The organism is Streptomyces spinosus, assembly GCF_020400655.1.
GTDB classification, from domain to species: Bacteria; Actinomycetota; Actinomycetes; order Streptomycetales; family Streptomycetaceae; genus Streptomyces; species Streptomyces argyrophylli.
Map to the genome: position 1 here is coordinate 301,083 of NZ_JAINRC010000008.1, position 21,313 is coordinate 322,395.

Here is a 21,313-nt window from a genome sequence, read left to right on the forward strand (position 1 = left end):
CAACACGCGCGAAAGGACGGACGGTTGCGTCAGGAGAGCGCCGGCTCCGCGACCCGCAGGTCGTCGCGCGCGGACACGGAGGAGATCAGGTCCCGCAACCCCTCGACATACCGTCGTACGTTCTTGTAGGCGACGTCGGTGTCCGGGTAACGGCAGGCGAGCCACAGTCCTTCGTGCAGCCTGTTGACCCAGACGCACACCTGGTCCCCGTACGACACCCGGATCAGCCCGTACGCCTTCCTCTCCGTCCAGCGGGCCGAGCCGGGAGTCGGGCGGGCGTCCACGTACGAGACGATCGAGTACAGGTCGGGTGACGTGGGGCGGAAGTCCGCGCCGAGCAGGCGCAGTACGCGGGCCAGCGGGATGCGCGCGAGCGCCCGGTTCGCCCGCAACTCGGCGCGGACGGCGGTGAGCGCGCCGTCGAAGTCCCGTGCGGCGGGCACCTCGATCGGCGCACCGCCGACGTACCAGCCCACGGAGTCCGACCATGCGGGCTTCAGACGGGTGTGGAACGGGACGACCGTGCGGTAATAGGGGTGCCCGCCGAGCTCGTGGACGATCAGACTGGTCGCGGCCAACAGGCCCACCAGACTGCCGCCGTGGGGCCGGCTGCGCTTCTCGAAGGCGGCGGCCCCGTCCGCGTCGAGGAGCGGCTCGCACATCAGCTTCTGCGCGGGCAGCGCGGTGCCGGGTCGCAGGCCGAGGTCGACGGGGAACTGCGGCAGCCGTCCGTCGCACCGGCTGATGAACGCTCGCCAGCGCGCGACGATCGCGTGCGTGTCGTCGATCCCGTCCGCGTTCGCCCGCTCCTGTTCGCAGAAGTCCACGTAACTCCCCACGGCCGCACCGGCGATGGGCCGGCCCGTGACGCCCGCTGTGTACAGTTCGTGGATCTCTTCCGGGATGCGCTGGAGGGAGTAGGCGTCGACATTGGTGTGGTCGAAGACCGCGTACACGCTGGTGGCGTCGTCGCGGACGACGGCCGCGTAGATGAGGTTCGGCCAGCCGAGCGCGTCCGCGGCGACATCGAACCGGTCCTGCATGTACCGGACCAGCGCGTTCGCGTCGGTGAAGTCGCCGATCACCTCGCGGTGCAGGGACACGTCCTGCTCGGGGAGCGTGAACCGGCGCAGTTCGTCGCCGGCCCACCGGAAGCCGCTGCGCAGTGTCTCGTGCCGCACCGTCCAGTGACGCAATGCCTGTTCCAGTGCGTCGAGGTCGGCCCTGCCCGGCAGGTCGAACGCCGTGCCCAGCCACGTCGGTACGAACAGTCCGTCCGCGCGCACCGACCGTGCCGTTCTGACGTGTGACTCCTGGATGTACGCCGGCGGCCGCGGGTCCGAGGGCAGTGCCGACGCCGCCGTGATGGTCGCCGGGCTGAACGTCCACTCGACGAGCCGTCCGGGCCGGACCTCGCAGCGCTGAATGTCAGAAATTCGCACAGGGGCGTCTCCTTCGCAGAGGACACCAGCTTGATCAAGGGGGAGCCGCGCGCGAGCGGTGGCCGCTGTGTCGTCGGCTTTTCAGCGGGATGTGTGACGCCTCGAACGGTGAAGCGACTCTCTGCCCGGCGGGGGACCACACCGCGCGACCGGTGTTCGCCGTCGGAAACGTGACGTGTGACCGTGGTCGCGCGAACTCGCCGTCCGCCAAGCGACGTTCGGCGGCGACGACCGCAGACCGTCGCCTCGGGCCGAAAGGCCCTAGCCTTCGCACAGGTTCCAGGAAGGAGCATGCATGCGCGCGGTGGTGTTCGAGGAGTTCGGAAAGCCGGCCGAGGTGCGGGAGGTGCCCGACCCGGAGCCCGCGGAGCACGGGGTGGTCGTCCGTGTCGAGGCCACCGGCCTCTGCCGCAGCGACTGGCACGGCTGGAAGGGGCACGATCCGGACATCACGCTGCCGCACGTGCCGGGGCACGAACTCGCCGGCGTGGTCGAGGCGGTGGGCGCCCGGGTGACCGGCCGGCGGCCCGGCGACCGGGTCACCGTGCCGTTCGTCTGCGCCTGCGGCGGCTGCCCGTCCTGCGCGGCGGGCGACCAGCAGGTGTGTGAGCGGCAGACCCAGCCCGGGTTCCACCACTGGGGCTCCTTCGCCGAGTACGTCGCGCTCGACCACGCCGACGTCAATCTCGTCGCGCTGCCGGACGACATGGCGTACGCCACCGCCGCGGCCCTCGGCTGCCGCTTCGCCACCGCGTTCCGGGCCGTGGTGCAGCGGGGCCGGGTGGCGGCGGGGGAGTGGGTCGCGGTGCACGGCTGCGGCGGGGTCGGCCTGTCGGCGGTGATGATCGCGGCGGCCTCGGGGGCCCGGGTCGTCGCGGTCGACGTCTCTCCCCGGGCGCTGGAGCTGGCCCGGAGGTTCGGCGCCGCCGAGTGTCTGGACGCGACCGGGGTGTCCGACCCGGCCGCCGTCGTCCGGGAGCTGACCGGCGGCGGCGCCCACCTCTCCCTCGACGCCCTCGGCTCGCCGGCCACCTGCGCCGCCTCCGTGAACGGTCTGCGCCGCCGCGGCCGGCACGTCCAGGTCGGCCTGCTGCCCTCGCCCGACGGCACCACCCCGGTCCCGCTGGCCCGCGCGACAGCCCTGGAGCTGGAACTCCTCGGCAGCCACGGCATGGCCGCCCACGCCTATCCCGGCATGCTGCGCCTGGTCCGCGCCGGCGTGCTGCGCCCGGACCTCCTGGTGACCCGGACCATCACTCTCGACGCCGCCCCGGCGGCGCTCGCGGCGATGGGCACGGCGCCGGGCGCGGGCGTCACGGTCATCGAACCCTGGAGCTGACAGCCCAGCGCCCGTCACCGCTCCCCTCCCGGCCTCCCCGCCGCCCGGCGCCGTGTCCGCGAGAGCGCGTCAGTCCTCTCTGCGGCCGCGGTTGCCGGGACGGGAGGCGACCCAGGCGCGGACGGTGTCGGCGTACCAGTAGGGCTTGCCGCGCTCGACGTGGTCGGGCGGGGGCAGCAGCCCGTGCTTGCGGTAGGACCGTACGGTGTCCGGCTGCACCCGGATGTGCGCCGCGATCTCCTTGTAGGACCAGAGCCTTCGGTCGGCCATGCGTTGCACCTCCCCGCGCGCACCACGGCGGCGACCGGGAAGGGCCACCGGGGGGACCGGGCGCTGCGCTGATCACAAACCTGCGCCTGGTGAACGACGCTCGGTGACCGACGGGGCCTCCCTGTCGACCGGGTGTGACGGAGAACCCGCGTGCACGTGACATGCGTGACAGGAGAGCGGTCTTTGTGACACAGCGGCCACACAAGGCGTGCTGTGCCGCCGCCCCCGGACGGAGACTGGTCCGAATGTCTGGACAAAACATTGACATGGCTCGGCATGCGGGACTAGAAAGCCGGGGAGAGCCATGACGAAGGGAAGCCGATGGCCTACGACCTGATCACCATGGGGCGGATCGGGGTGGACCTCTACCCGCTGCAGACCGGTGTCCCGCTCGCCCAGGTGTCGTCCTTCGGCAAGTTCCTCGGCGGGTCGGCGACGAATGTGGCGGTCGCCGCGGCCCGCCTCGGCCGGCGCACCGCCGTGCTCACCCGCACCGGCGACGACCCGTTCGGCACCTACCTGCACGAGGCGCTGCGCGGCTTCGGCGTCGACGACCGCTGGGTCACCCCCGTCCCCGGTCTGCCGACTCCCGTCACCTTCTGCGAGGTCTTCCCGCCGGACGACTTCCCGCTCTACTTCTACCGGCAGCCCAAGGCCCCCGACCTTCAGATCGACGCCCACGAGCTGGACCTGGACGCCATCCGCGAGGCCCGGATCTTCTGGGTCACCGGCACCGGCCTGAGCGAGGAGCCGAGCCGGACGGCGACCCTGGCGGCCCTCGCCCACCGCGCCAAGGCGGGCAGCACCGTCTTCGACCTCGACTGGCGCCCCATGTTCTGGTCGGACCCCGGCGCCGCCCGCCCCTTCTACGCCGAGGCCCTGCGCCACGCCACCGTCGCCGTCGGCAACCTGGACGAGGTGGAGGTCGCCACCGGGGTGCGCGAGCCGCACGCCGCCGCTCGCGCCCTGCTGGACGCCGGGGTCGAACTGGCCGTCGTGAAACAAGGACCCAAGGGTGTCCTGGCCGTCAACCGGAAGGGTGAGTCGGCCGAGGTCCCGCCCCTGCCCGTCACCGTGCTGAACGGACTCGGCGCCGGGGACGCCTTCGGCGGCTCCCTCTGCCACGGCCTGCTGGCCGGCTGGGACCTGGAGACGATCATGCGGCACGCCAACGCGGCCGGCGCCATCGTCGCCTCCCGGCTGGAGTGCTCCTCCGCGATGCCGACACCGGACGAGGTGGCCGCCGCGCTCGACGCCGGAGCGGTGCTGTGAGGGCCGGCCGCGTCACAGGCACGCACCCCGAGGACGGCTCCGGCACCCCCGCGAGCGCCTCCCGCCGGGACACCGCGGACGCCCCCGGCGAAAACCCCGCGCCCCCTGCCCGCCAAGGCGCCGCGGGCACCCCCCGCCGGCGTGTCGACGTGGGTGAACTCGTCCGCGTCCGCACCCGGCACCCCGAGGCCATCGCGGAGGCCGCCGCCCGGCGGGTCCGCAGGCCGTTGCTGAACGAGAACGGGCGGCTGATGATCGTCGCCGCCGACCACCCGGCCCGTGGCGCGCTCGGCGTCGGCGACCGCAAGCTCGCCATGGCCAACCGTGCCGACCTGCTCGAACGCCTCTGCCTCGCGCTGTCCCGGCCCGGCGTCGACGGCGTCCTCGCCACCGCCGACATCCTGGACGACCTGCTGCTCCTCGGCGCCCTGGACCACAAGGTCGTCATGGGCTCCATGAACCGCGGAGGTCTGCAGGGGGCCAGCTTCGAGCTGGACGACCGGTTCACCGGCCACCGCCCGCAGGACATCGAGCGCCTCGGCTTCGACGCGGGCAAGCTGCTGCTGCGCGTCGACTACAGCGACCCCGGCTCCCTGAGCACCCTGGAGTCCACGGCCCGCGCCATCGACGCGATGGCCGAGCGCCGGCTGCCGGTGTTCGTGGAGCCGTTCATCAGCCGCCGCACCCCCGAAGGCAAGGTGAGGAACGACCTGTCCGCCGAAGCGGTCACCCGGTCCATCGCCATCGCCTCCGGCCTCGGCGGCTCCTCCGCCTACACCTGGCTGAAGGTGCCGGTCACCGAGAACCCCGACGACATGGCCCGGGTCATGGAGACCTCCACCCTGCCCGCCGTGCTGCTCGGCGGGGACATCGGCGACTCGCCCGAGGACCAGGTCGCCGCGTACGAGAAGTGGCGCGGCGCGCTCCGACTGCCCACCGTGCGCGGCCTGGTGGTAGGCCGCTCGCTGCTGTACCCGGCGGACGGCGACGTGGCCGCCGCCGTGGACACCGCCGTAGGACTGCTGTGAGGGCCGCATGACCAGCACCGATCTGCATCTTCCCCGGGGCGCCGCCGCGAGTGCCGACTACGCCGTCGACATCGGTCCCGAGTCGGCCGGCTGGACGCACAGCAGCCTGCGTGTCGTCGAGCTGGGTCCCGGTGACAGCCATACGTTCGGCACCGGGGACAGCGAGTGGATCGTGCTTCCGCTGGAAGGCGGATGTACCGTACATATGGAGCACAACGAGTTCCAACTCCTGGGCCGGGAAAGCGTGTTCGCGGACGTCTCCGACTTCGCGTACGTGCCCCGGGACGCCCAGGTCCTGATCGCCTCCGGCGCGGGAGGCCGCTTCGCCCTGGCAGGAGCGAAGTGCGAGCGACGACTCCCCGCCCGCTACGGCCCCGCGCCGGAGGTCCCCGTCGAGGAGCGCGGCAGCGGCACCTGTGCCCGCCGGGTGCGCAACTTCGCCTCCGCCGACTCCTTCGCCTGCGACAAGCTGATCGCCGTGGAGGTGATCACGCCGGGCGGCCACTGGTCCTCGTACCCGCCGCACAAGCACGACGAGCACCGGCCGGGCGAGGAGTCCGAGCTGGAGGAGATCTACTACTTCGAGATCGACGGCCCGAACGGACTCGGCTACCAGCGGGTGTTCCCCTCGCGGGAGGGCGGCTCGGACGTCCTCGCCGAGGTGCGCTCCGGCGACGCCGTCCTCGTCCCCGACGGCTGGCACGGCCCGTCCATCGCCCAGCCCGGGCACGACATGTACTACCTGAACGTCATGGCGGGCCCGGGCGAGACCCGGGAATGGCGGATCTGTTTCCACCCCGACCACGTAGAAAGCACAGGGGGCTACCGATGACGATCCGGCTGACCGTCGCCCAGGCGCTCGTCCGCTTCCTCGCCGCCCAGTACACCGAGCGGGACGGCCGGCGGCAGCGGCTGATCGGCGCCACCTGGGGCATCTTCGGGCACGGCAACGTCGCCGGCATCGGACAGGCCCTGGTCGAGTACGCGGACGTGATGCCGTATCACCAGGGCCGCAACGAGCAGTCCATGGTGCACGCGGCGGTCGGCTACGCCCGCCAGTCGAACCGCCTGTCCACGCACGCGGTCACGACGTCGATCGGCCCCGGTGCCACGAACCTCGTCACCGGCGCCGCCCTCGCGACCATCAACCACCTGCCGGTCCTGCTCCTGCCCGGCGACGTCTTCGCCACCCGCCCCGCCGACCCGGTCCTCCAGCAGCTGGAGCTGCCGTACGCGGGCGATGTGTCGGTCAACGACACCCTGCGCCCGGTGTCGAAGTACTTCGACCGCGTCACCCGCCCGGAGGCCCTGATCCCGAGCGCCCTCCAGGCCGTGCGGGTCCTCACCGACCCCGTCGAGACCGGCGCGGTCACGCTCGCCCTGCCGCAGGACGTACAGGCGGAGGCCTTCGACTGGCCGGAGGAGTTCTTCTCGACGCGGGTGTGGACGGTACGGCGGCCGGGCGCGGACCCCACCGAGCTGGCGGAGGCGGTCCGGGCGATCCGCTCCGCCGCACGGCCCCTCGTCATCGCGGGCGGCGGGGTCCACCACAGCCGCGCGGAGGAGGCCCTCGCCGAGTTCGCGGCGGCGACACGCATCCCGGTCGCCTCCACCCAGGCCGGGAAGGGCTCACTGCGGTACGACCATCCGCAGGACGTCGGCGGGGTCGGCCACACCGGCACCGCGACCGCCGACGAGCTGGCCCGCACCGCCGACCTCGTCATCGGTGTCGGCACCCGGTACACCGACTTCACCACCGCCTCCGGCACCCTCTTCGCCCATCCGGCCGTCCGCTTCCTGAACCTCAACATCGCGCCCTTCGACGGTCACAAGCTGGCCGGGCTGCCGCTGGTCGCCGACGCCCGCAGCGGTCTGGGCGAGCTGACCCAGGCACTGGCCATGCACGGCCACGGCGTCGCCGACTCCTACGTCCGCGAGTACACCGAGGACAAGGAGCGCTGGGAGCAGCGCGTCGACGCCTGCTTCGAGGCCGGCGAGACCGACGCACGGCCGAGCCAGACCCAGGTCATCGGCGCCCTGGACGCGCTGGTGGACGAGTCGGACATCGTCATCAACGCGGCCGGCTCGCTCCCGGGCGACCTGCACAAGCTGTGGCGGGCGCGGTCGTACGACCAGTACCACCTGGAGTACGGCTACTCCTGCATGGGCTACGAGATCCCGGCCGCCCTCGGGGTGAAGCTCGCCGCGCCCGAGCGGAACGTGTGGGCGCTGGTCGGCGACGGCACCTACCTGATGATGCCGACGGAGATCGTGACCGCGGTGCAGGAGGGCATCGCGATCAAGATCCTGCTGGTGCAGAACCACGGGTACGCCTCGATCGGCGGGCTCTCCGACTCGGTGGGCGGCGAGCGGTTCGGCACGGCCTACCGCTACACCGCCGAGGACGGCACCTTCACCGGCGCCCCGCTCCCCGTGGACCTCGCCGCCAACGCGGCCAGCCTCGGCATGCGGGTGCTGCGCGCGAAGACCGTACGGGATCTGCGCGCGGCGCTCGCGGAGGCGCGCGCGGCCGACACACCCACATGTGTCTACGTGGAGACGGAAACGTCCGACACTGTGTCGGGGGCGCCTCCGGCGCAGGCCTGGTGGGATGTTCCTGTGGCCGAGACCGCGACCCGACCTTCCGCGGTCAAGGCACGCGAGCTGTACGAACGGCACGTCTCGACCCGACGCCGCCATCTGTGAGAAGGAGTCCCCGGACATGACGAAGATCGTCAACCACTGGATCGGCGGGAAGACCGTCGAAGGCGCGTCGGGCGAGTTCGGGCCGGTCACCGACCCGGCGACCGGCGCGGTCACCACGAAGGTCGCGTTCGCGTCGGTGGAGGAGGTGGACGCGGCCGTCGCGGCGGCCAAGGACGCCTACCTGACCTGGGGCCAGTCCTCGCTGGCGCAGCGAACGTCCATCCTGTTCAGGTTCCGGGCGCTGCTCGACGCGCACCGGGACGAGATCGCCGAGCTGATCACCGCCGAGCACGGCAAGGTGCACTCGGACGCGCTCGGCGAGGTCGCGCGCGGCCTGGAGATCGTGGACCTGGCCTGCGGGATCAACGTCCAGCTGAAGGGCGAGCTGTCCACGCAGGTCGCGAGCCGGGTGGACGTGGCCGCGATCCGCCAGCCGCTCGGTGTCGTCGCCGGCATCACGCCGTTCAACTTCCCGGCGATGGTCCCGATGTGGATGTTCCCGATCGCCATCGCGTGCGGCAACACCTTCGTGCTCAAGCCGAGCGAGAAGGACCCGTCGGCGTCCGTCCGCCTCGCCGAACTGCTGGCCGAGGCCGGGCTGCCCGACGGTGTCTTCAACGTCGTGCACGGCGACAAGGTGGCCGTCGACCGCCTGCTGGAGCATCCGGACGTCAAGGCCGTCTCCTTCGTCGGCTCGACCCCCATCGCCCGCTACATCCACACCACCGCCTCCGCCAACGGCAAGCGCGTGCAGGCACTCGGCGGCGCCAAGAACCACATGCTGGTCCTGCCGGACGCCGACCTGGACGCGGCGGCCGACGCGGCGGTCAGCGCCGCCTACGGCTCCGCGGGCGAGCGCTGCATGGCCATCTCGGCGGTCGTGGCGGTGGGCGCCATCGGCGACACGCTGGTGGACAAGATCCGCGAGCGCGCCGAGAAGATCAAGATCGGTCCGGGCAACGACCCGGCGTCCGAGATGGGCCCGCTGATCACCAGGGCGCACCGCGACAAGGTGGCCTCGTACGTGCAGGGCGCCGCCGCCGAGGGCGCCGAGGTGGTGCTCGACGGCACCGGCTACACCGTCGAGGGCTTCGAGGACGGCCACTGGATCGGCATCTCGCTGCTGGACAAGGTGCCGACCAGCGCGAAGGCGTACCAGGACGAGATCTTCGGCCCGGTGCTGTGCGTGCTGCGCGCCGAGACCTACGAGGAGGGCGTGGCGCTCATCAACGCCTCGCCGTTCGGCAACGGCACCGCGATCTTCACCCGGGACGGCGGCGCCGCCCGTCGCTTCCAGCTGGAGATCGAGGCCGGCATGGTCGGCGTGAACGTGCCGATCCCCGTCCCGGTGGGCTACCACTCCTTCGGCGGCTGGAAGGACTCGCTCTTCGGCGACCACCACATCTACGGCAACGACGGCACGCACTTCTACACCCGCGGCAAGGTCGTCACCACGCGCTGGCCCGACCCGGCCGACGCCCCGGCGGGCGTGGACCTGGGCTTCCCGCGCAACCACTGAGCCACGGCACGGTGCCCCGCCCCCCGTGCGGGAGGGCGGGGCACCGGTGCGTTCAGCCCTGCCGGCTCTGCTGCTTCTCGATCACGTCGGTGAGGTCGGCGACGCGCCCGGCGGGCGGGGCCTTCACGGTGGCCGTCCTGCCGAACTTGTCGAAGTCCATGCTGATGGTCATGGCGCCGATCTTCTCCCTCAGCCGCACCGGCAGGTCGTCGGAGCCGACCCACACGTCCATGGGGATCGACGTCGCGCCGGTCACCTTGCTCATGGGGCTGCCCTCGCCGTAGACGTCCTTGAGCTTGCCCATGTGCGCGCTGTCGATGACGCCGCGGTAGTGCGTGGTGCGCTTGCCGTTCACGGTCTGCGTGCCGAGGTTCTGGACGTCCTTGGCGTACTTCAGGCCCTTCATGGAGGCGGAGGGGCTGCCGTTGTCCCCGCTGAGGGCCTGGGCGCCCTTCTTCCCGAAGAGGACCGAGCCGTCGATCCTGATCCAGTCCTTGCCCTCGTACGGGCCGGAGGGGAAGCGGTCGACGTCGTAGTAGTAGACGCCGTCGACGAACAGGACGTGCGTCGTGGGGGAGTGGTTCATGGCCTGCATGTTCGCGGCCTTGGTGTCCATCTCCACGTCGAAGGCGTACCCGCCGCCCCAGGAGTAGGTGCCCTTCATGGCGATCGGTCCGCCGGTGCCGGTGTCGGTCGTCATCCGGACCTCGGCCGAACCCAGCCGTTCCGTCCGGTCCGTCGCCCTGGTCAGCGCGGCCATCGCCTGGTCGGCCTCGTCGACCGCCTTGACGGCCGTCCTGGCGCTCTCCGTGCCGCACCCGGAGGCCGCCACCAGCGCCGCCGCCGTGAACGCCAGCCAGGCGGCGGTGTGCCTCTTCCTCATGTCCCCACCCCAAACCGTGTGTCTGTCGTGCGGGGCGCACTCTATCCGCCGCCTCTGACATGAACGCGACCGGTTTCGCGGTCCGGATACCGGACGGCTGACATTTTTTTGAAACCTTGGCTGCGGTTCCCGTTCAGCCCGGACGAAACGGGTGGCGAAGGGGTTACGCCTAGATGACCTTCGAAAGCAAGGTCACATTGACTACAGGCTTGATGGATGCATCTATAGGGCGTCCCAGCCTGGGAAAGTGATGCGGCGCACAGTCGTCCGGGGGTGCGGATTCCGAAGGTAAACGGCCATTGACGTGGTGGTTTTCGTCGGGGTTCGCTATGCAGCGCCGGGAGCGGACGAGACGAACGTACGACGATCCGCCGGAGGCGATAGCGCTCCCGACCCCCACCCAGCCGCTCACGTCGAACGGAACCGCCGTATGACCGACACGCTCCAGAAGTCCGTGGTAGACACCGCGACGGCCCCCGCACCCGGGCTGAAGCGTTCGATCGGTGTCGTCGGCGGCACGCTGCTGACGCTGTCGTGCGTCACGCCCGCCTCCACGCTCTTCGTCGTCGTCCCCGACCTGTTCGGTTCCCTCGGCACCGCCACCGCTCTGACGATCGCCATCGGCTCGCTCCTCTGTATCGCCGTGGCGTTCTGCTACTCCGAACTGGGCACCCTGATCCCCAGCGCCGGCGGCGAGTACGCCATGGTCTCCACGATGGCCGGACGGCTCGCGGGCTGGCTCGTCTTCGTGCTCTCCCTGCTGGTCGTGATGATCGTGCCCCCGGTGATCGCCATGGGCACCGCGGACTACCTCGCCCCCATCGTCCACCTCGACCCGTCCATGACGGGCGCCGGAGTGATGCTGCTGGCCACCCTCGCCGGCCTGCTGGACCTGCGCGCCAACGCCTGGATCACCGGCATCTTCCTCGTCCTTGAGGTCATCGCCGCCGGGGTCGTCGCCCTGCTGGGCTTCTCGCACAGCCACCGCGGGGTGGGCAGCCTGGTCTCGATGCAGGTGGCCGGCGCGCACGGCCACACCGACACCGTGACGGCCATGCTGGTGGTCTCCGGCCTCGCCATCGCCCTCTTCGTCACCCAGGGCTTCTCCACCGCCGTCTACCTCTCCGAGGAACTGGAGAACCCGCGCCGCAACGTCGCCCGGACGGTCCTGGCCACCCTCGCCATCTCCACCGTGGTCATCCTGGTGCCGGTCGCCGCCATCACCATGGGCGCCTCCGACCTCCAGCAGCTGACCGGCGGAGACATCAGCTCCATGGTCACCGCCTGGTCCAACTCCGCGGTCGGCACCTTCGTCAGCCTGTGCGTGGCCCTCGCGATCATCAACGCGGGCATCGTCATGGTCATCCAGAACTCCCGCGTCCTGTTCGCCTCGGCCCGCGACAAGGCCTGGCCCGGCCCGGTCAACACCGTCTTCTCCAAGCTCGGCCGCTTCGGCTCCCCCTGGGTCGCCACCCTCGCGGTCGGCGTCCCCGGCGCGGTGCTCTGCTTCGTCAACCTCGACACCCTGTACGGCGTCACCGGCGTCTCGGTGACCGGCATGTACCTGCTCGTCGCGATCGCCGCCCTGCTCGCCCGCCGCGGCTCCCACAAGCACACCCCCGCCTGGCGGATGCCGCTGTGGCCCGCGATGCCGGTCCTGCTCATCGCCGTCCTGGCCTACATCCTGACCCAGCAGGAGACGGGCTACCTCCTGTGGACCGGCGGCATCACCGCCGCGGCCACCCTCTACTGGGCCCTGTACCTGCGCCCGCGCCGCGACACCCACTGGCTGGTGTCGATCCCGGAGGACGCGCAGGCCTGACCGCACGCACCGAAGACCGCGGCGGCCCGGCCGCCGCGCGTACCACGGTCGCGGTAGGAGACGGCGGACCCGTACTCCCCGGGGAGGGGCCGCCCCTCAACCCCAGGTCGGCAGCGATCGCCGGGACCGCCCCGTACCGTTGACGCATGGATCTTCGACTGTCCGCCCTGCGCGGCCTGCCGCGACGGCCCCGCCGGCTCCTGGCCGCCGGGGCCGCCGTCGTGGTGCTCGCCGGCGCCGGGACCTGGACGGCGGCCGTCGCCTCCGACGACCCGCGGGCCGTGCGCCGCAGCGACCGGGTCATGGCGGTCGACGGGGTGCGCCTGGACACCTCGTACTTCACCCCGGCCGGTTCCGGCCGGCACCCCGCCGTCCTGCTCGCGCACGGCTTCGGCGGCAGCAAGGACGGCATGCGCCGGCAGGCCGAGGACCTCGCCCGCGACGGGTACGCGGTGCTGACCTGGTCCGCGCGCGGTTTCGGCGGCTCGACCGGGAAGATCGGCCTCAACGACCCCAAGGGCGAGGTCGCCGACGTCTCCCGGCTCGTCGACTGGCTCGCCCGGCAGCCCCAGGTGCGGCTCGACAAGCCGGGCGACCCGCGCGTCGGCGTGGCCGGCGGCTCCTACGGCGGCGCGGTCTCCCTGCTCGCCGCCGGGTACGACCACCGGGTCGACGCCATCGCCCCGGCCATCACCTACTGGAACCTCGCGGACGCCCTGTTCCCGAACGACGTGTTCAAGAAGCTGTGGGCCGGCGTCTTCGTCAACACCGGCGGGGGCTGCGCGAGGTTCCAGCCCGCGCTGTGCCGGATGTACGAGCGGGTCGCCGAGTCCGGCACCCCGGACCCGGCCGCCCGGAAGCTGCTGGAGGAACGCTCACCGTCCGCCGTCGGCGACCGCGTCAAGGTGCCCACGCTGCTGGTCCAGGGGCAGACGGACTCCCTGTTTCCCCTCGGCCAGGCCGACGCCGCCGCCAAGGCGATCCGCGCGAACGGCGCCCCCGTGGACGTCGACTGGATCGCCGGCGGGCACGACGGCGGCGACATGGAGACGAGCCGGGTCGAGACACGCGTGCGTGCCTGGTTCGACCGGTACCTCAAGGGCGACAAGGGCGTCGACACCGGCCCGGCCTTCCGGATCACCCGCACCGGCGGCGTCGACTCCACCGACGGCACCGCCCAGCTGCGCGGCGCGAGCGCCGCCGCCTATCCGGGGCTGCGCGACCATCCGCGCCCCATGCCCCTCACCGGCGGCACGCAGCGCGTCGCGAGCCCGGCCGGGGCCAGCCCGCCGGCCGTCTCCGCGCTGCCCGGCCTCGGCGGCTCCGGCGGCCTCGCCGAGCTCTCCGCGCTCGGCGTCGGCGTCTCCCTGGACTTCCCCGGCCAGTACGCCCGGTTCGACTCCGCGCCCCTCACCCGCGACCTGCGCGTCACCGGCACCCCGACCGCCACCGTGCACATCACCTCCACCCGCGACGACGCCGTCCTGTTCGGCAAGGTCTACGACGTCGGCCCCGACGGAAAGCGGCAGGTGCTGCCCGCCCGGCTCGTCGCCCCCTTCCGGGTGACCGGCGCCAAGGCGGGCAAGGACGTCACCGTCACGCTCCCGGCGATCGACCACGAGGTGCAGAAGGGCCACCGGCTCCGCCTCGTCCTCGCCTCCACCGACCTCGGCTACGCCTCCCCGGCCGCCTCGGCCACCTACACCGTCTCCCTGAAGGGGGACCTGAGCGTGCCGACGGCACCCTCCGTCACCACCGCGGCCGCGCCCCTGCCGGCCTGGGTCTGGTGGCTGCCCGCGGCCGGCGCGGCCGCCGCCCTCGCCCTGCTGCTCACCACCCGCCGCCGGACGTCCGCCCCCGCGCCCGACCCCGGGCTGGCCGAAGTCCCGCTGGTGATCACCGGCCTGAGCAAGCGGTACGCCGGTTCCACCGACCGGTACGCCGTCCGTGACCTCTCCTTCCGCGTGGAGAAGGGCCAGGTCCTCGGCCTGCTCGGACCGAACGGCGCGGGCAAGACCACCACCCTGCGCATGCTGATGGGCCTCATCCGGCCGGACGCCGGCGAGATCCGCGTCTTCGGCCACACCATCCGGCCCGGCGCGTCCGTGCTCTCCCGCGTCGGCGCGTTCGTCGAGGGCGCCGGTTTCCTGCCCCACCTGTCCGGCCGGGAGAACCTGGAGCTGTACTGGCGGGCCACCGGCCGTCCGCCCGAGGACGCCCACCTGGACGAGGCCCTGGAGATCGCCGGGCTCGGCGACGCGCTCGCCCGCGCGGTCCGCACGTACTCGCAGGGCATGCGGCAGCGCCTCGCCATCGCGCAGGCCATGCTGGGCCTGCCCGACCTGCTCATCCTCGACGAGCCCACCAACGGCCTCGACCCGCCCCAGATCCGCGAGATGCGCGAGGTGATGATCCGCTACGCGGCCGGCGGCCGTACGGTGATCGTCTCCAGCCACCTCCTCGCCGAGGTGGAGCAGTCCTGCACCCACCTGGTGGTGATGGACCGCGGCCGGCTGGTGCAGGCGGGCCCGGTCCGGGACATCGTCGGCTCCGGCGACACGCTGCTGGTCGGCACCGCCGTACCGGTGCCGGAGCCGGTGGTGGAGAAGGTCGGCGCGCTGGACGGCGTCGCCTCCGCCGTGCGCACCGACGACGGGCTGCTGATCCGGCTGGAACCCGGCGGCACCGCCGAGCGGCTCGTCGTGGAGCTGGTGCGGCTGGAGGTGCCGGTCGCCTCCGTGGGCCCGCACCGGCGCCTGGAAGACGCCTTCCTCACCCTGATCGGAGGTTCCGCATGAGCACGCTCACCGAGGTCGCCTCCGGCTATCAGGCGGGGCGCACCCTGCCGCTGCGGGTCGAGCTGGTCCGCCAGCTCAAGCGGCGCCGCACGCTGGCCATGGGCGCCGTCCTGGCCGTACTGCCGTTCGTGCTGCTGATCGCCTTCGCGATCGGCGGCGACCCGGGCGGCCGCAACAACCAGGTCACCCTGATGGACACGGCCACCGCCTCCGGCGCCAACTTCGCCGCCGTGAACCTGTTCGTCTCGGCGGGCTTCCTGCTGGTGATCCCGGTCGCCCTGTTCTGCGGGGACACCGTCGCCTCGGAGGCGAGCTGGTCCTCGCTGCGCTACCTGCTCGCCGCGCCGGTGCCCCGGGCCCGGCTGCTGTGGTCCAAGCTCGTGGTCGCGCTCGGCATGAGCCTCGCCGCGATGGTGCTGCTGCCGCTCGTGGCGCTCGCCGCCGGCACGGCCGCCTACGGCTGGGGGCCGCTTCAGATACCGACCGGCGGCGCGCTGGAGGCGGGTACGGCGGTCCAGCGGCTCCTGGTGGCCGTGGCGTACGTCTTCGTGTCCCAGCTGGTCACCGCCGGGCTGGCGTTCTGGCTGTCCACCAGGACGGACGCCCCGCTCGGCGCCGTCGGCGGCGCGGTCGGCCTGACCATCGTGGGCAACGTCCTGGACGCCGTCACGGCCCTCGGCCACTGGCGTGACTTCCTGCCCGCGCACTGGCAGTTCGCGTGGGCCGACGCCGTCCAGCCCCGCCCCGAGTGGTCCGGCATGATCCAGGGCACCGCCCTGTCCGTAACGTACGCCCTGGTGCTGTTCGCGCTGGCCTTCCGGGGTTTCGCCCGCAAGGACGTCGTCTCCTAGGTCACCGGCACGTCACCCACCGGTCACGGCGGGCCGCCGTCGTGGCCGGTTCGAGATCCATCCGCAACTCCCCGGTACGCACGTTCCGGGCCCCCGCCCCGTCACAGTCGGCAGCGGACGCACACGTCCGGTGCCGACAGGCCGACGGGGAGGACGCGATGGACCGGTACGGGGACCGACGGGGATGGCGGGCACGGCGGGCGCTGCTCGCGCTCACGGCCGCGGGCGGACTGCTGCTGACGGCGTGCAGCGCGGGCGGCGCCGCGCGGACGGGCGACGACAAGGCCCGCGCCGGCGGGTCCGGCCTGGTCCGCCAGGACGCGGGCGGCCGGCTGTCCACGTTCGCGCTGGACGTCGACACCGCCTCCTACACCTACGCCCGCCGCGCCCTCGCCGAAGGCCGCAGGCCCGATCCGCGGACCGTGCGGCCCGAGGAGTTCGTCAACAGCTTCCGCCAGGACTACCGGCGGCCCGACGGCAACGGCTTCACGGTCACCGTCGACGGCGCCCGCACCGGCGAACCGGACTGGTCCCTGGTCCGCGTCGGCCTCGCCACCCGGCCCGCCGCGCCGGACGCGCACCGCCCGCCCGCCGCGCTCACCTTCGTCATCGACACCTCCGGCTCCATGGGCGAACCCGGCCGCCTGGACCTTGCCCGGCACGCCCTGACCACCCTGGCGGACCGGCTGCGCGACGACGACTCCGTCGCCCTCGTCACCTTCAGCGAGGACGCCGAGACCGTGCTGCCGATGACCCGGCTCGGCGGCCACCGCGGCACGGTACGAGACGCCATCGACAGCCTGGAGCCGCGGAACTCCACCAACCTCGGCGCGGGCGTCGAGGAGGGCTACGCCACCGCCGTGGAGGGCGCCCGCGAGAAAGCCACCAACCGGGTCGTGCTCGTCTCCGACGCCCTCGCCAACACCGGCGAGACCGACGCGGACGCGATCCTCCGCCGGATCGGCGACGCCCGCCGCGAACACGGCATCACCCTCTTCGGGGTCGGTGTCGGCAGCACCTACGGCGACTCCCTCATGGAACGCCTCGCCGACCGGGGCGACGGCCACACCGTGTACGTCTCCGACCCCGGCGAGGCCGACAAGGTCTTCGCCGGTCAGCTCCCGAGGAACATCGAGCTGACCGCCCGGGACGCCAAGGCCCAGGTCGCCTTCGACCCGCACACCGTCACCGCCTTCCGCCTCATCGGCTACGACGACCGCAGGGTCGCCGACCGGGACTTCCGCGACGACCGGGTCGACGGCGGCGAGGTCGGCCCCGGACACACCGTCACCGCCCTGTACGCCGTCCACACCCGGCACGGCGCCCGCGGTCACCTCGCCACCGCCACCGTCCGCTGGCTCGACCCGGGGACCCGCGACCCGCACGAGGCGTCGGGCGGCCTGGAGACCGGGGCCCTGGCCGGCTCGGTCTGGCGGGCGAGCCCGCGCTTCCAGGTCACCGCGGTCGCGGCGTACTTCGCCGACGCCCTGCGCACCGGCTCCGCGGACCGCCCCGCCCTCCCCGGCGCCCCCGGTCTGGCCGGCCTCGCCCGCAGGGCCGCCGGGCTGGCCGCCACCACCGAGGACGCCGACGTGCGCGGCCTCGCCGACGCCATCCGCCAGGCCGGCGGCACCGAGCCCGCGGAGTGAAACGCCGAGCGAGTCCCGCGGGCCCCGTTGACCTTTTCTTACTTATGAGTAAGTTGGCCTTCCGGCAATGACCTTGGGCAGGCCACGACCGTCACCGGGAGCCGTCATGGGCGTACGCAGGGATCTGGGACGGGCACGGCGGCGCGCCGATCTCGCGGACCGCGCCGCGGTGGAGGTCGTCCGGGACGCCACGGGCGCGGTCCGCGAGGTACGCGCCGCGCCCCTGGCTCCCCCGCTCACCACGGGCACCCTGGCCGACCTGCCGTTCACGCACGCGGCCGAGACCCCCGACGCCGTGCTGCTGCGCCGCCGCGACCGCGGCGGCGCCTGGCACCCGGTGACGGCGTCCGCCTTCGCCGCCGAGGTCGCCGCCGTCGCCAAGGGGCTCGTCGCCGCCGGGCTCGGACCCGGCGACCGGGTCGCGGTGATGTCCCGCACCCGCTACGAGTGGACCGTCCTGGACTTCGCGATCTGGGCGGCCGGCGGCCAGTCCGTGCCGGTCTACCCGACCTCCTCCGCCGAGCAGGTCGAGTGGATCGTCCGCGACTCCGGGGCCCGGTTCGTCGTCACCGAGACCATGGCGAACGCGGCCACCGTCACCACCGGCACGGCCGGCCACCCGCACCCCCCGCGCCTGTGGCAGCTCGACGCCGGCGCCCTCGGCGACCTCACCGTCCTCGGCCGGGACCTCCCCGACGACGAACTCGCCAAGCGGCGCGGGGCGCTCGGCCCCGGCACCATCGCGACCCTGTGCTACACCTCCGGCACCACCGGCCGCCCCAAGGGCTGCGTCCTCACCCACGCCAACCTGCACGCCGAGGCGGCCAACACCGTCGAGCTGCTGCACCCCGTCTTCCAGGCGGTCACCGGTCAGGCCGCGTCCACGCTGCTCTTCCTGCCGCTCGCCCACATCCTGGGCCGCACCCTCCAGCTCGCCTGCCTGCTGGCCCGCATCGAGACCGGCCACTTCCCGAGCGTGCGCCCCGACGAACTGCGGCCCGCGCTCAAGGAGTTCCGGCCCACCTTCCTGGTCGGGGTGCCGTACCTGTTCGAGAAGATCCACGAGACCGGGCGGGCCACCGCGGAGAAACTCGGCCGGGCCGCCTCCTTCGACCGCGCCGAACGCGTCGCCGTCCGCTTCGGCGAGGCCCACCTGCGGAAGTTCCTCGGCACCGGCAAGGGCCCGGGACCCGGCCTGTACGCCGCCCGGGCGCTGTACGACCTGCTGGTCTACCGCCGCATCCGCAAGGAACTGGGCGGCCGGACGCGGTACGCCATCAGCGGCGGCTCCCCACTGGACCGCGACCTCAACCTGTTCTTCCTCGCGGCCGGCATCGCCGTCTACGAGGGCTACGGACTGACCGAGACCAGCGCCGCCGCCACGATCGTGCCCCCGCTCAGCCCCCGCCCCGGCACGGTCGGCCGGCCGGTGCCGGGCGTCCGCGTGCGCCTCGCCGACGACGGGGAGGTACTGATCAGGGGCGGGGTGGTCTTCACGTCGTACTGGAACGACCCGGCCGCCACGGACGCCGTACTGCACGACGGCTGGTTCGCGACCGGTGACCTCGGCGCGTTCGACGACGACGGCTACCTCAGCATCACCGGCCGCAAGAAGGACATCCTCGTCACCTCCGGCGGCAAGAACGTCTCGCCGTCCGTCCTGGAGGACCGGCTGCGCAGCCGCCCACCCGTCGGCCAGTGCCTGGTCGTCGGCGACAACCGGCCCTTCGTCGCCGCCCTGATCACCCTCGACGCGGCAGCGGTCGCCCACTGGCTGTCCGTACGGAAGCTGCCACCCGACACCCCGCTGTCCGCGCTGGTGCGCGACGAGCGACTGCGCGCCGAGGTGCAGAAGGCGGTCGACCACGCCAACGAGGCGGTCTCCCGCGCCGAGTCGATCCGCGCGTTCACGCTGGTCGAGGGCGAGTTCACCGAGGAGAACGGGCTGCTGACCCCGTCGCTGAAGGTCAAGCGGCACGCGGTGACGGCCGCGTACGCGGAGCAGATCGAGGAGCTGTACCGGCGCTGACGGCGAGCGGGCCACCGCCGGCACGCCGAAGCGGGCCGCCGCATCACCCGGCGACCCGCTCCGATCGCCGGGTCAGTGCTCGCTGTTCTGGGACAGGACCGACACGTCCTCCAACAGGTGCGCCAGCGCGCCGTCGCGCTTGACGTTCGAGGAGTTCTCGGTGCACTGCTGCTGCATGTGGTCCGACAGGATCGGGATGTCCTGGACGTTGACACCCGCGAGGGCGCCGACGCCGACCGGAAGGTCGTTCACCGCGATGCACGGCTTGTTGAAAGAACCCTGGATCAGGGCGATCTGCGGGCTCATCTTCCCGTACGTGGCCGAGTTGCCGTAGGCCTGCCATCCCGCGTTGCCGTTCGCGACGGCCGGCCCGTCGTCGTTTCCGAGCGCCAGCGCCTGCGGCGCCGCGGCGGCGGAGGCACCCAGGGCGGAAGCGGCGACGGCCGCAGTGGCAACAATCTTCTTGATCACTGGCCAGTCCTTTCAGAGGAAACCCCGTAGCGGAGCGCTGTGGTCAACTCCGCGGCCTGCCCGGGGTTTCTCCCGTTCACCCTGTCGGCCGACGAGATGGACTGGTGGTGTGGTTTTCGGATCGGCGACCTCCTGTCATCGCCCGGAGGTGTGCGCTCCAACCGGGTGAATCGGCGGAACCATTTCCGAGGCGCCGGGTTGATGAGGCCGTAGGGCATGCGTTGTTATGAGGAAAGGAACGCGAAGTGTTCAAGAAGGCAATGGTCTCCGCCGCGACCGCCGCTTCTGTCGTGGGAATGGCGGTGGCGGCCGCGCCGCAGGCGCTTGCCATCGGCAACGACGACGGACCGACCGTCGCGAATGGCAACGGCGCCGTGTCGTCGTTCGGCAATTCGGCGACGAAGGGCAACATGAGCCCGCAGCTCTCCCTGGTGCAGGGCTCGCTCAACAAGCCGTGCCTCGGTGTCCAGGACGTCGACGTCGCCGTCGACGCCGCCATCGGTGGCACGGTCCAGGACATCCCGGTCCTCTCGGACCACCTGCAGCAGCAGTGCTCCGACAACTCGACGAACGCCAAGCGCGACGGCGCGCTCTCCCATGTCCTGGAGGACGTGTCGGTCCTCTCGGCCAACGGCGAGAGCTGAGCCGGTCTGTTCGGCCCGGGCCGTCCGCTGTGTCGTCTGCGGACCGCCCGGGCTTTTTCGTCGAATTCGGGCGGAGAACAGCGCTGAGGAAGGGGTGCGATCGAGTGATTGTCGAGCTCTCCGCGTTCTGCGGCCTTCCGATGTGTCTATCCCTCGTTCCGTGCCCCGACCGTTCACGTCGTGCTCACTCGGTTCTGGCCGTCATTGGGGCATGACCCCAAAGAAGGGAACATCCATGAAGAAGACAGCTGCTGCCGTTGCGGGCGCCATCCTGGCCCTGAGCCTGGCCGGGCCCGCCTTCGCCGACTCCGAGGCCAACGGCGCCGCCGCGCACTCCCCGGGCCTCCTGTCCGGGAACGTCGTCCAGATTCCGATCCACATTCCGATCAACATCTGCGGCAACACGGTCAACGTCATCGGTGCGCTGAACCCGGCGGCCGGCAACACCTGCATCAACGGGGACATCCACAAGAAGTGACGACGCGGCACGAGGCACCAGCCCCGGCCGCGGACTGACCGGCCCCGGACCGCTGATCCGTCGATTCCGCGTTCCGGGGCCGGCCTCCCCCCCTTCCTCGAGCAGGACAGAC

General features: G+C 72.4%; 17 protein-coding genes. 13 read left to right on the forward strand and 4 right to left on the reverse strand.

Annotated elements, in window-relative coordinates; translation table 11 throughout:
* Positions 1-29 precede the first annotated feature (29 nt).
* Entirely contained in the window at positions 30-1,442 is a 1,413-nt protein-coding gene (locus tag LG395_RS17610; protein ID WP_225810377.1) for a condensation domain-containing protein, read from the reverse strand.
* A gap of 295 nt (positions 1,443-1,737) precedes the next feature.
* Here LG395_RS17610 and LG395_RS17615 point away from each other — a divergent pair, with 295 nt between their 5' ends.
* Positions 1,738-2,781 (forward strand): zinc-dependent alcohol dehydrogenase family protein, encoded by a 1,044-nt coding sequence (locus tag LG395_RS17615; protein WP_225810378.1) that lies wholly within the window; start codon positions 1,738-1,740, stop codon positions 2,779-2,781.
* A 69-nt stretch (positions 2,782-2,850) separates the two neighbouring features.
* Here LG395_RS17615 and LG395_RS17620 read toward each other — a convergent pair whose 3' ends face one another.
* Complete coding sequence (locus LG395_RS17620; protein ID WP_171156091.1) at positions 2,851-3,051, reverse strand: helix-turn-helix transcriptional regulator; 201 nt, start codon at positions 3,049-3,051, stop codon at positions 2,851-2,853.
* Positions 3,052-3,372: 321 nt separating this feature from the next.
* Between LG395_RS17620 and iolC the strand changes: the two genes are divergently transcribed.
* The 5 genes from iolC to mmsA all read left to right on the forward strand — a co-directional run bounded on the left by iolC (position 3,373) and on the right by mmsA (position 9,576).
* Positions 3,373-4,323: a 5-dehydro-2-deoxygluconokinase gene (iolC, locus tag LG395_RS17625; RefSeq protein WP_225810379.1), complete on the forward strand. Its 951-nt coding sequence runs from the start codon at positions 3,373-3,375 to the stop codon at positions 4,321-4,323.
* Between the two features lie 149 nt (positions 4,324-4,472).
* Positions 4,473-5,351, forward strand: coding sequence for a Cgl0159 family (beta/alpha)8-fold protein (locus LG395_RS17630; RefSeq protein WP_171156095.1), 879 nt, complete (start codon positions 4,473-4,475; stop codon positions 5,349-5,351).
* Between the two features lie 7 nt (positions 5,352-5,358).
* Positions 5,359-6,183, forward strand: a complete 825-nt coding sequence (gene iolB, locus LG395_RS17635; RefSeq protein ID WP_171156096.1) for a 5-deoxy-glucuronate isomerase — start codon at positions 5,359-5,361, stop codon at positions 6,181-6,183.
* Positions 6,180-8,057 carry a 3D-(3,5/4)-trihydroxycyclohexane-1,2-dione acylhydrolase (decyclizing) gene (iolD, locus tag LG395_RS17640; RefSeq protein ID WP_225810380.1) on the forward strand — a complete coding sequence of 626 codons (1,878 nt, stop codon included), beginning with the start codon at positions 6,180-6,182 and terminating at the stop codon, positions 8,055-8,057. Before iolB ends, iolD begins: the two co-directional genes overlap by 4 nt.
* A 16-nt stretch (positions 8,058-8,073) precedes the next feature.
* Complete coding sequence (gene mmsA / locus LG395_RS17645; RefSeq protein WP_225810381.1) at positions 8,074-9,576, forward strand: CoA-acylating methylmalonate-semialdehyde dehydrogenase; 1,503 nt, start codon at positions 8,074-8,076, stop codon at positions 9,574-9,576.
* A 52-nt stretch (positions 9,577-9,628) separates the two neighbouring features.
* Here the strand turns inward: mmsA and LG395_RS17650 are convergent, their stop codons facing one another.
* On the reverse strand, positions 9,629-10,459 hold the full coding sequence (locus LG395_RS17650; RefSeq protein WP_225810382.1) for an SCO4651 family lipoprotein: 831 nt from the start codon (positions 10,457-10,459) through the stop codon (positions 9,629-9,631).
* A gap of 430 nt (positions 10,460-10,889) precedes the next feature.
* On the opposite strand from LG395_RS17650, the gene LG395_RS17655 reads away from it, so the two are divergent.
* From LG395_RS17655 to LG395_RS17675, 5 genes are all read left to right on the forward strand, one after another.
* Positions 10,890-12,281, forward strand: coding sequence for an APC family permease (locus LG395_RS17655; protein WP_225810383.1), 1,392 nt, complete (start codon positions 10,890-10,892; stop codon positions 12,279-12,281).
* A gap of 146 nt (positions 12,282-12,427) precedes the next feature.
* Positions 12,428-15,079: a CocE/NonD family hydrolase gene (locus LG395_RS17660; RefSeq protein WP_225810384.1), complete on the forward strand. Its 2,652-nt coding sequence runs from the start codon at positions 12,428-12,430 to the stop codon at positions 15,077-15,079.
* The gene (locus LG395_RS17665) at positions 15,076-15,930 is read left to right on the forward strand and encodes an ABC transporter permease (RefSeq protein ID WP_225810385.1); all 855 of its coding nucleotides are present in this window, start codon (positions 15,076-15,078) and stop codon (positions 15,928-15,930) included. Before LG395_RS17660 ends, LG395_RS17665 begins: the two co-directional genes overlap by 4 nt.
* A 158-nt stretch (positions 15,931-16,088) precedes the next feature.
* A complete protein-coding gene (locus LG395_RS17670) occupies positions 16,089-17,579 on the forward strand; it encodes a vWA domain-containing protein (protein ID WP_225810386.1) in 1,491 nt (496 codons plus the stop codon).
* Between the two features lie 106 nt (positions 17,580-17,685).
* Positions 17,686-19,608, forward strand: a complete 1,923-nt coding sequence (locus tag LG395_RS17675) for an AMP-dependent synthetase/ligase (RefSeq protein ID WP_225810387.1) — start codon at positions 17,686-17,688, stop codon at positions 19,606-19,608.
* Positions 19,609-19,680: 72 nt separating this feature from the next.
* Here the strand turns inward: LG395_RS17675 and LG395_RS17680 are convergent, their stop codons facing one another.
* Positions 19,681-20,079 (reverse strand): rodlin, encoded by a 399-nt coding sequence (locus tag LG395_RS17680; protein WP_171156112.1) that lies wholly within the window; start codon positions 20,077-20,079, stop codon positions 19,681-19,683.
* A 245-nt stretch (positions 20,080-20,324) separates the two neighbouring features.
* Here LG395_RS17680 and LG395_RS17685 point away from each other — a divergent pair, with 245 nt between their 5' ends.
* Both LG395_RS17685 and LG395_RS17690 read left to right on the forward strand, forming a co-directional pair.
* Positions 20,325-20,723, forward strand: coding sequence for a rodlin (locus tag LG395_RS17685; RefSeq protein WP_171156114.1), 399 nt, complete (start codon positions 20,325-20,327; stop codon positions 20,721-20,723).
* Between the two features lie 235 nt (positions 20,724-20,958).
* Positions 20,959-21,201, forward strand: a complete 243-nt coding sequence (locus tag LG395_RS17690; protein WP_225810388.1) for a chaplin — start codon at positions 20,959-20,961, stop codon at positions 21,199-21,201.
* Positions 21,202-21,313: the final 112 nt, after the last annotated feature.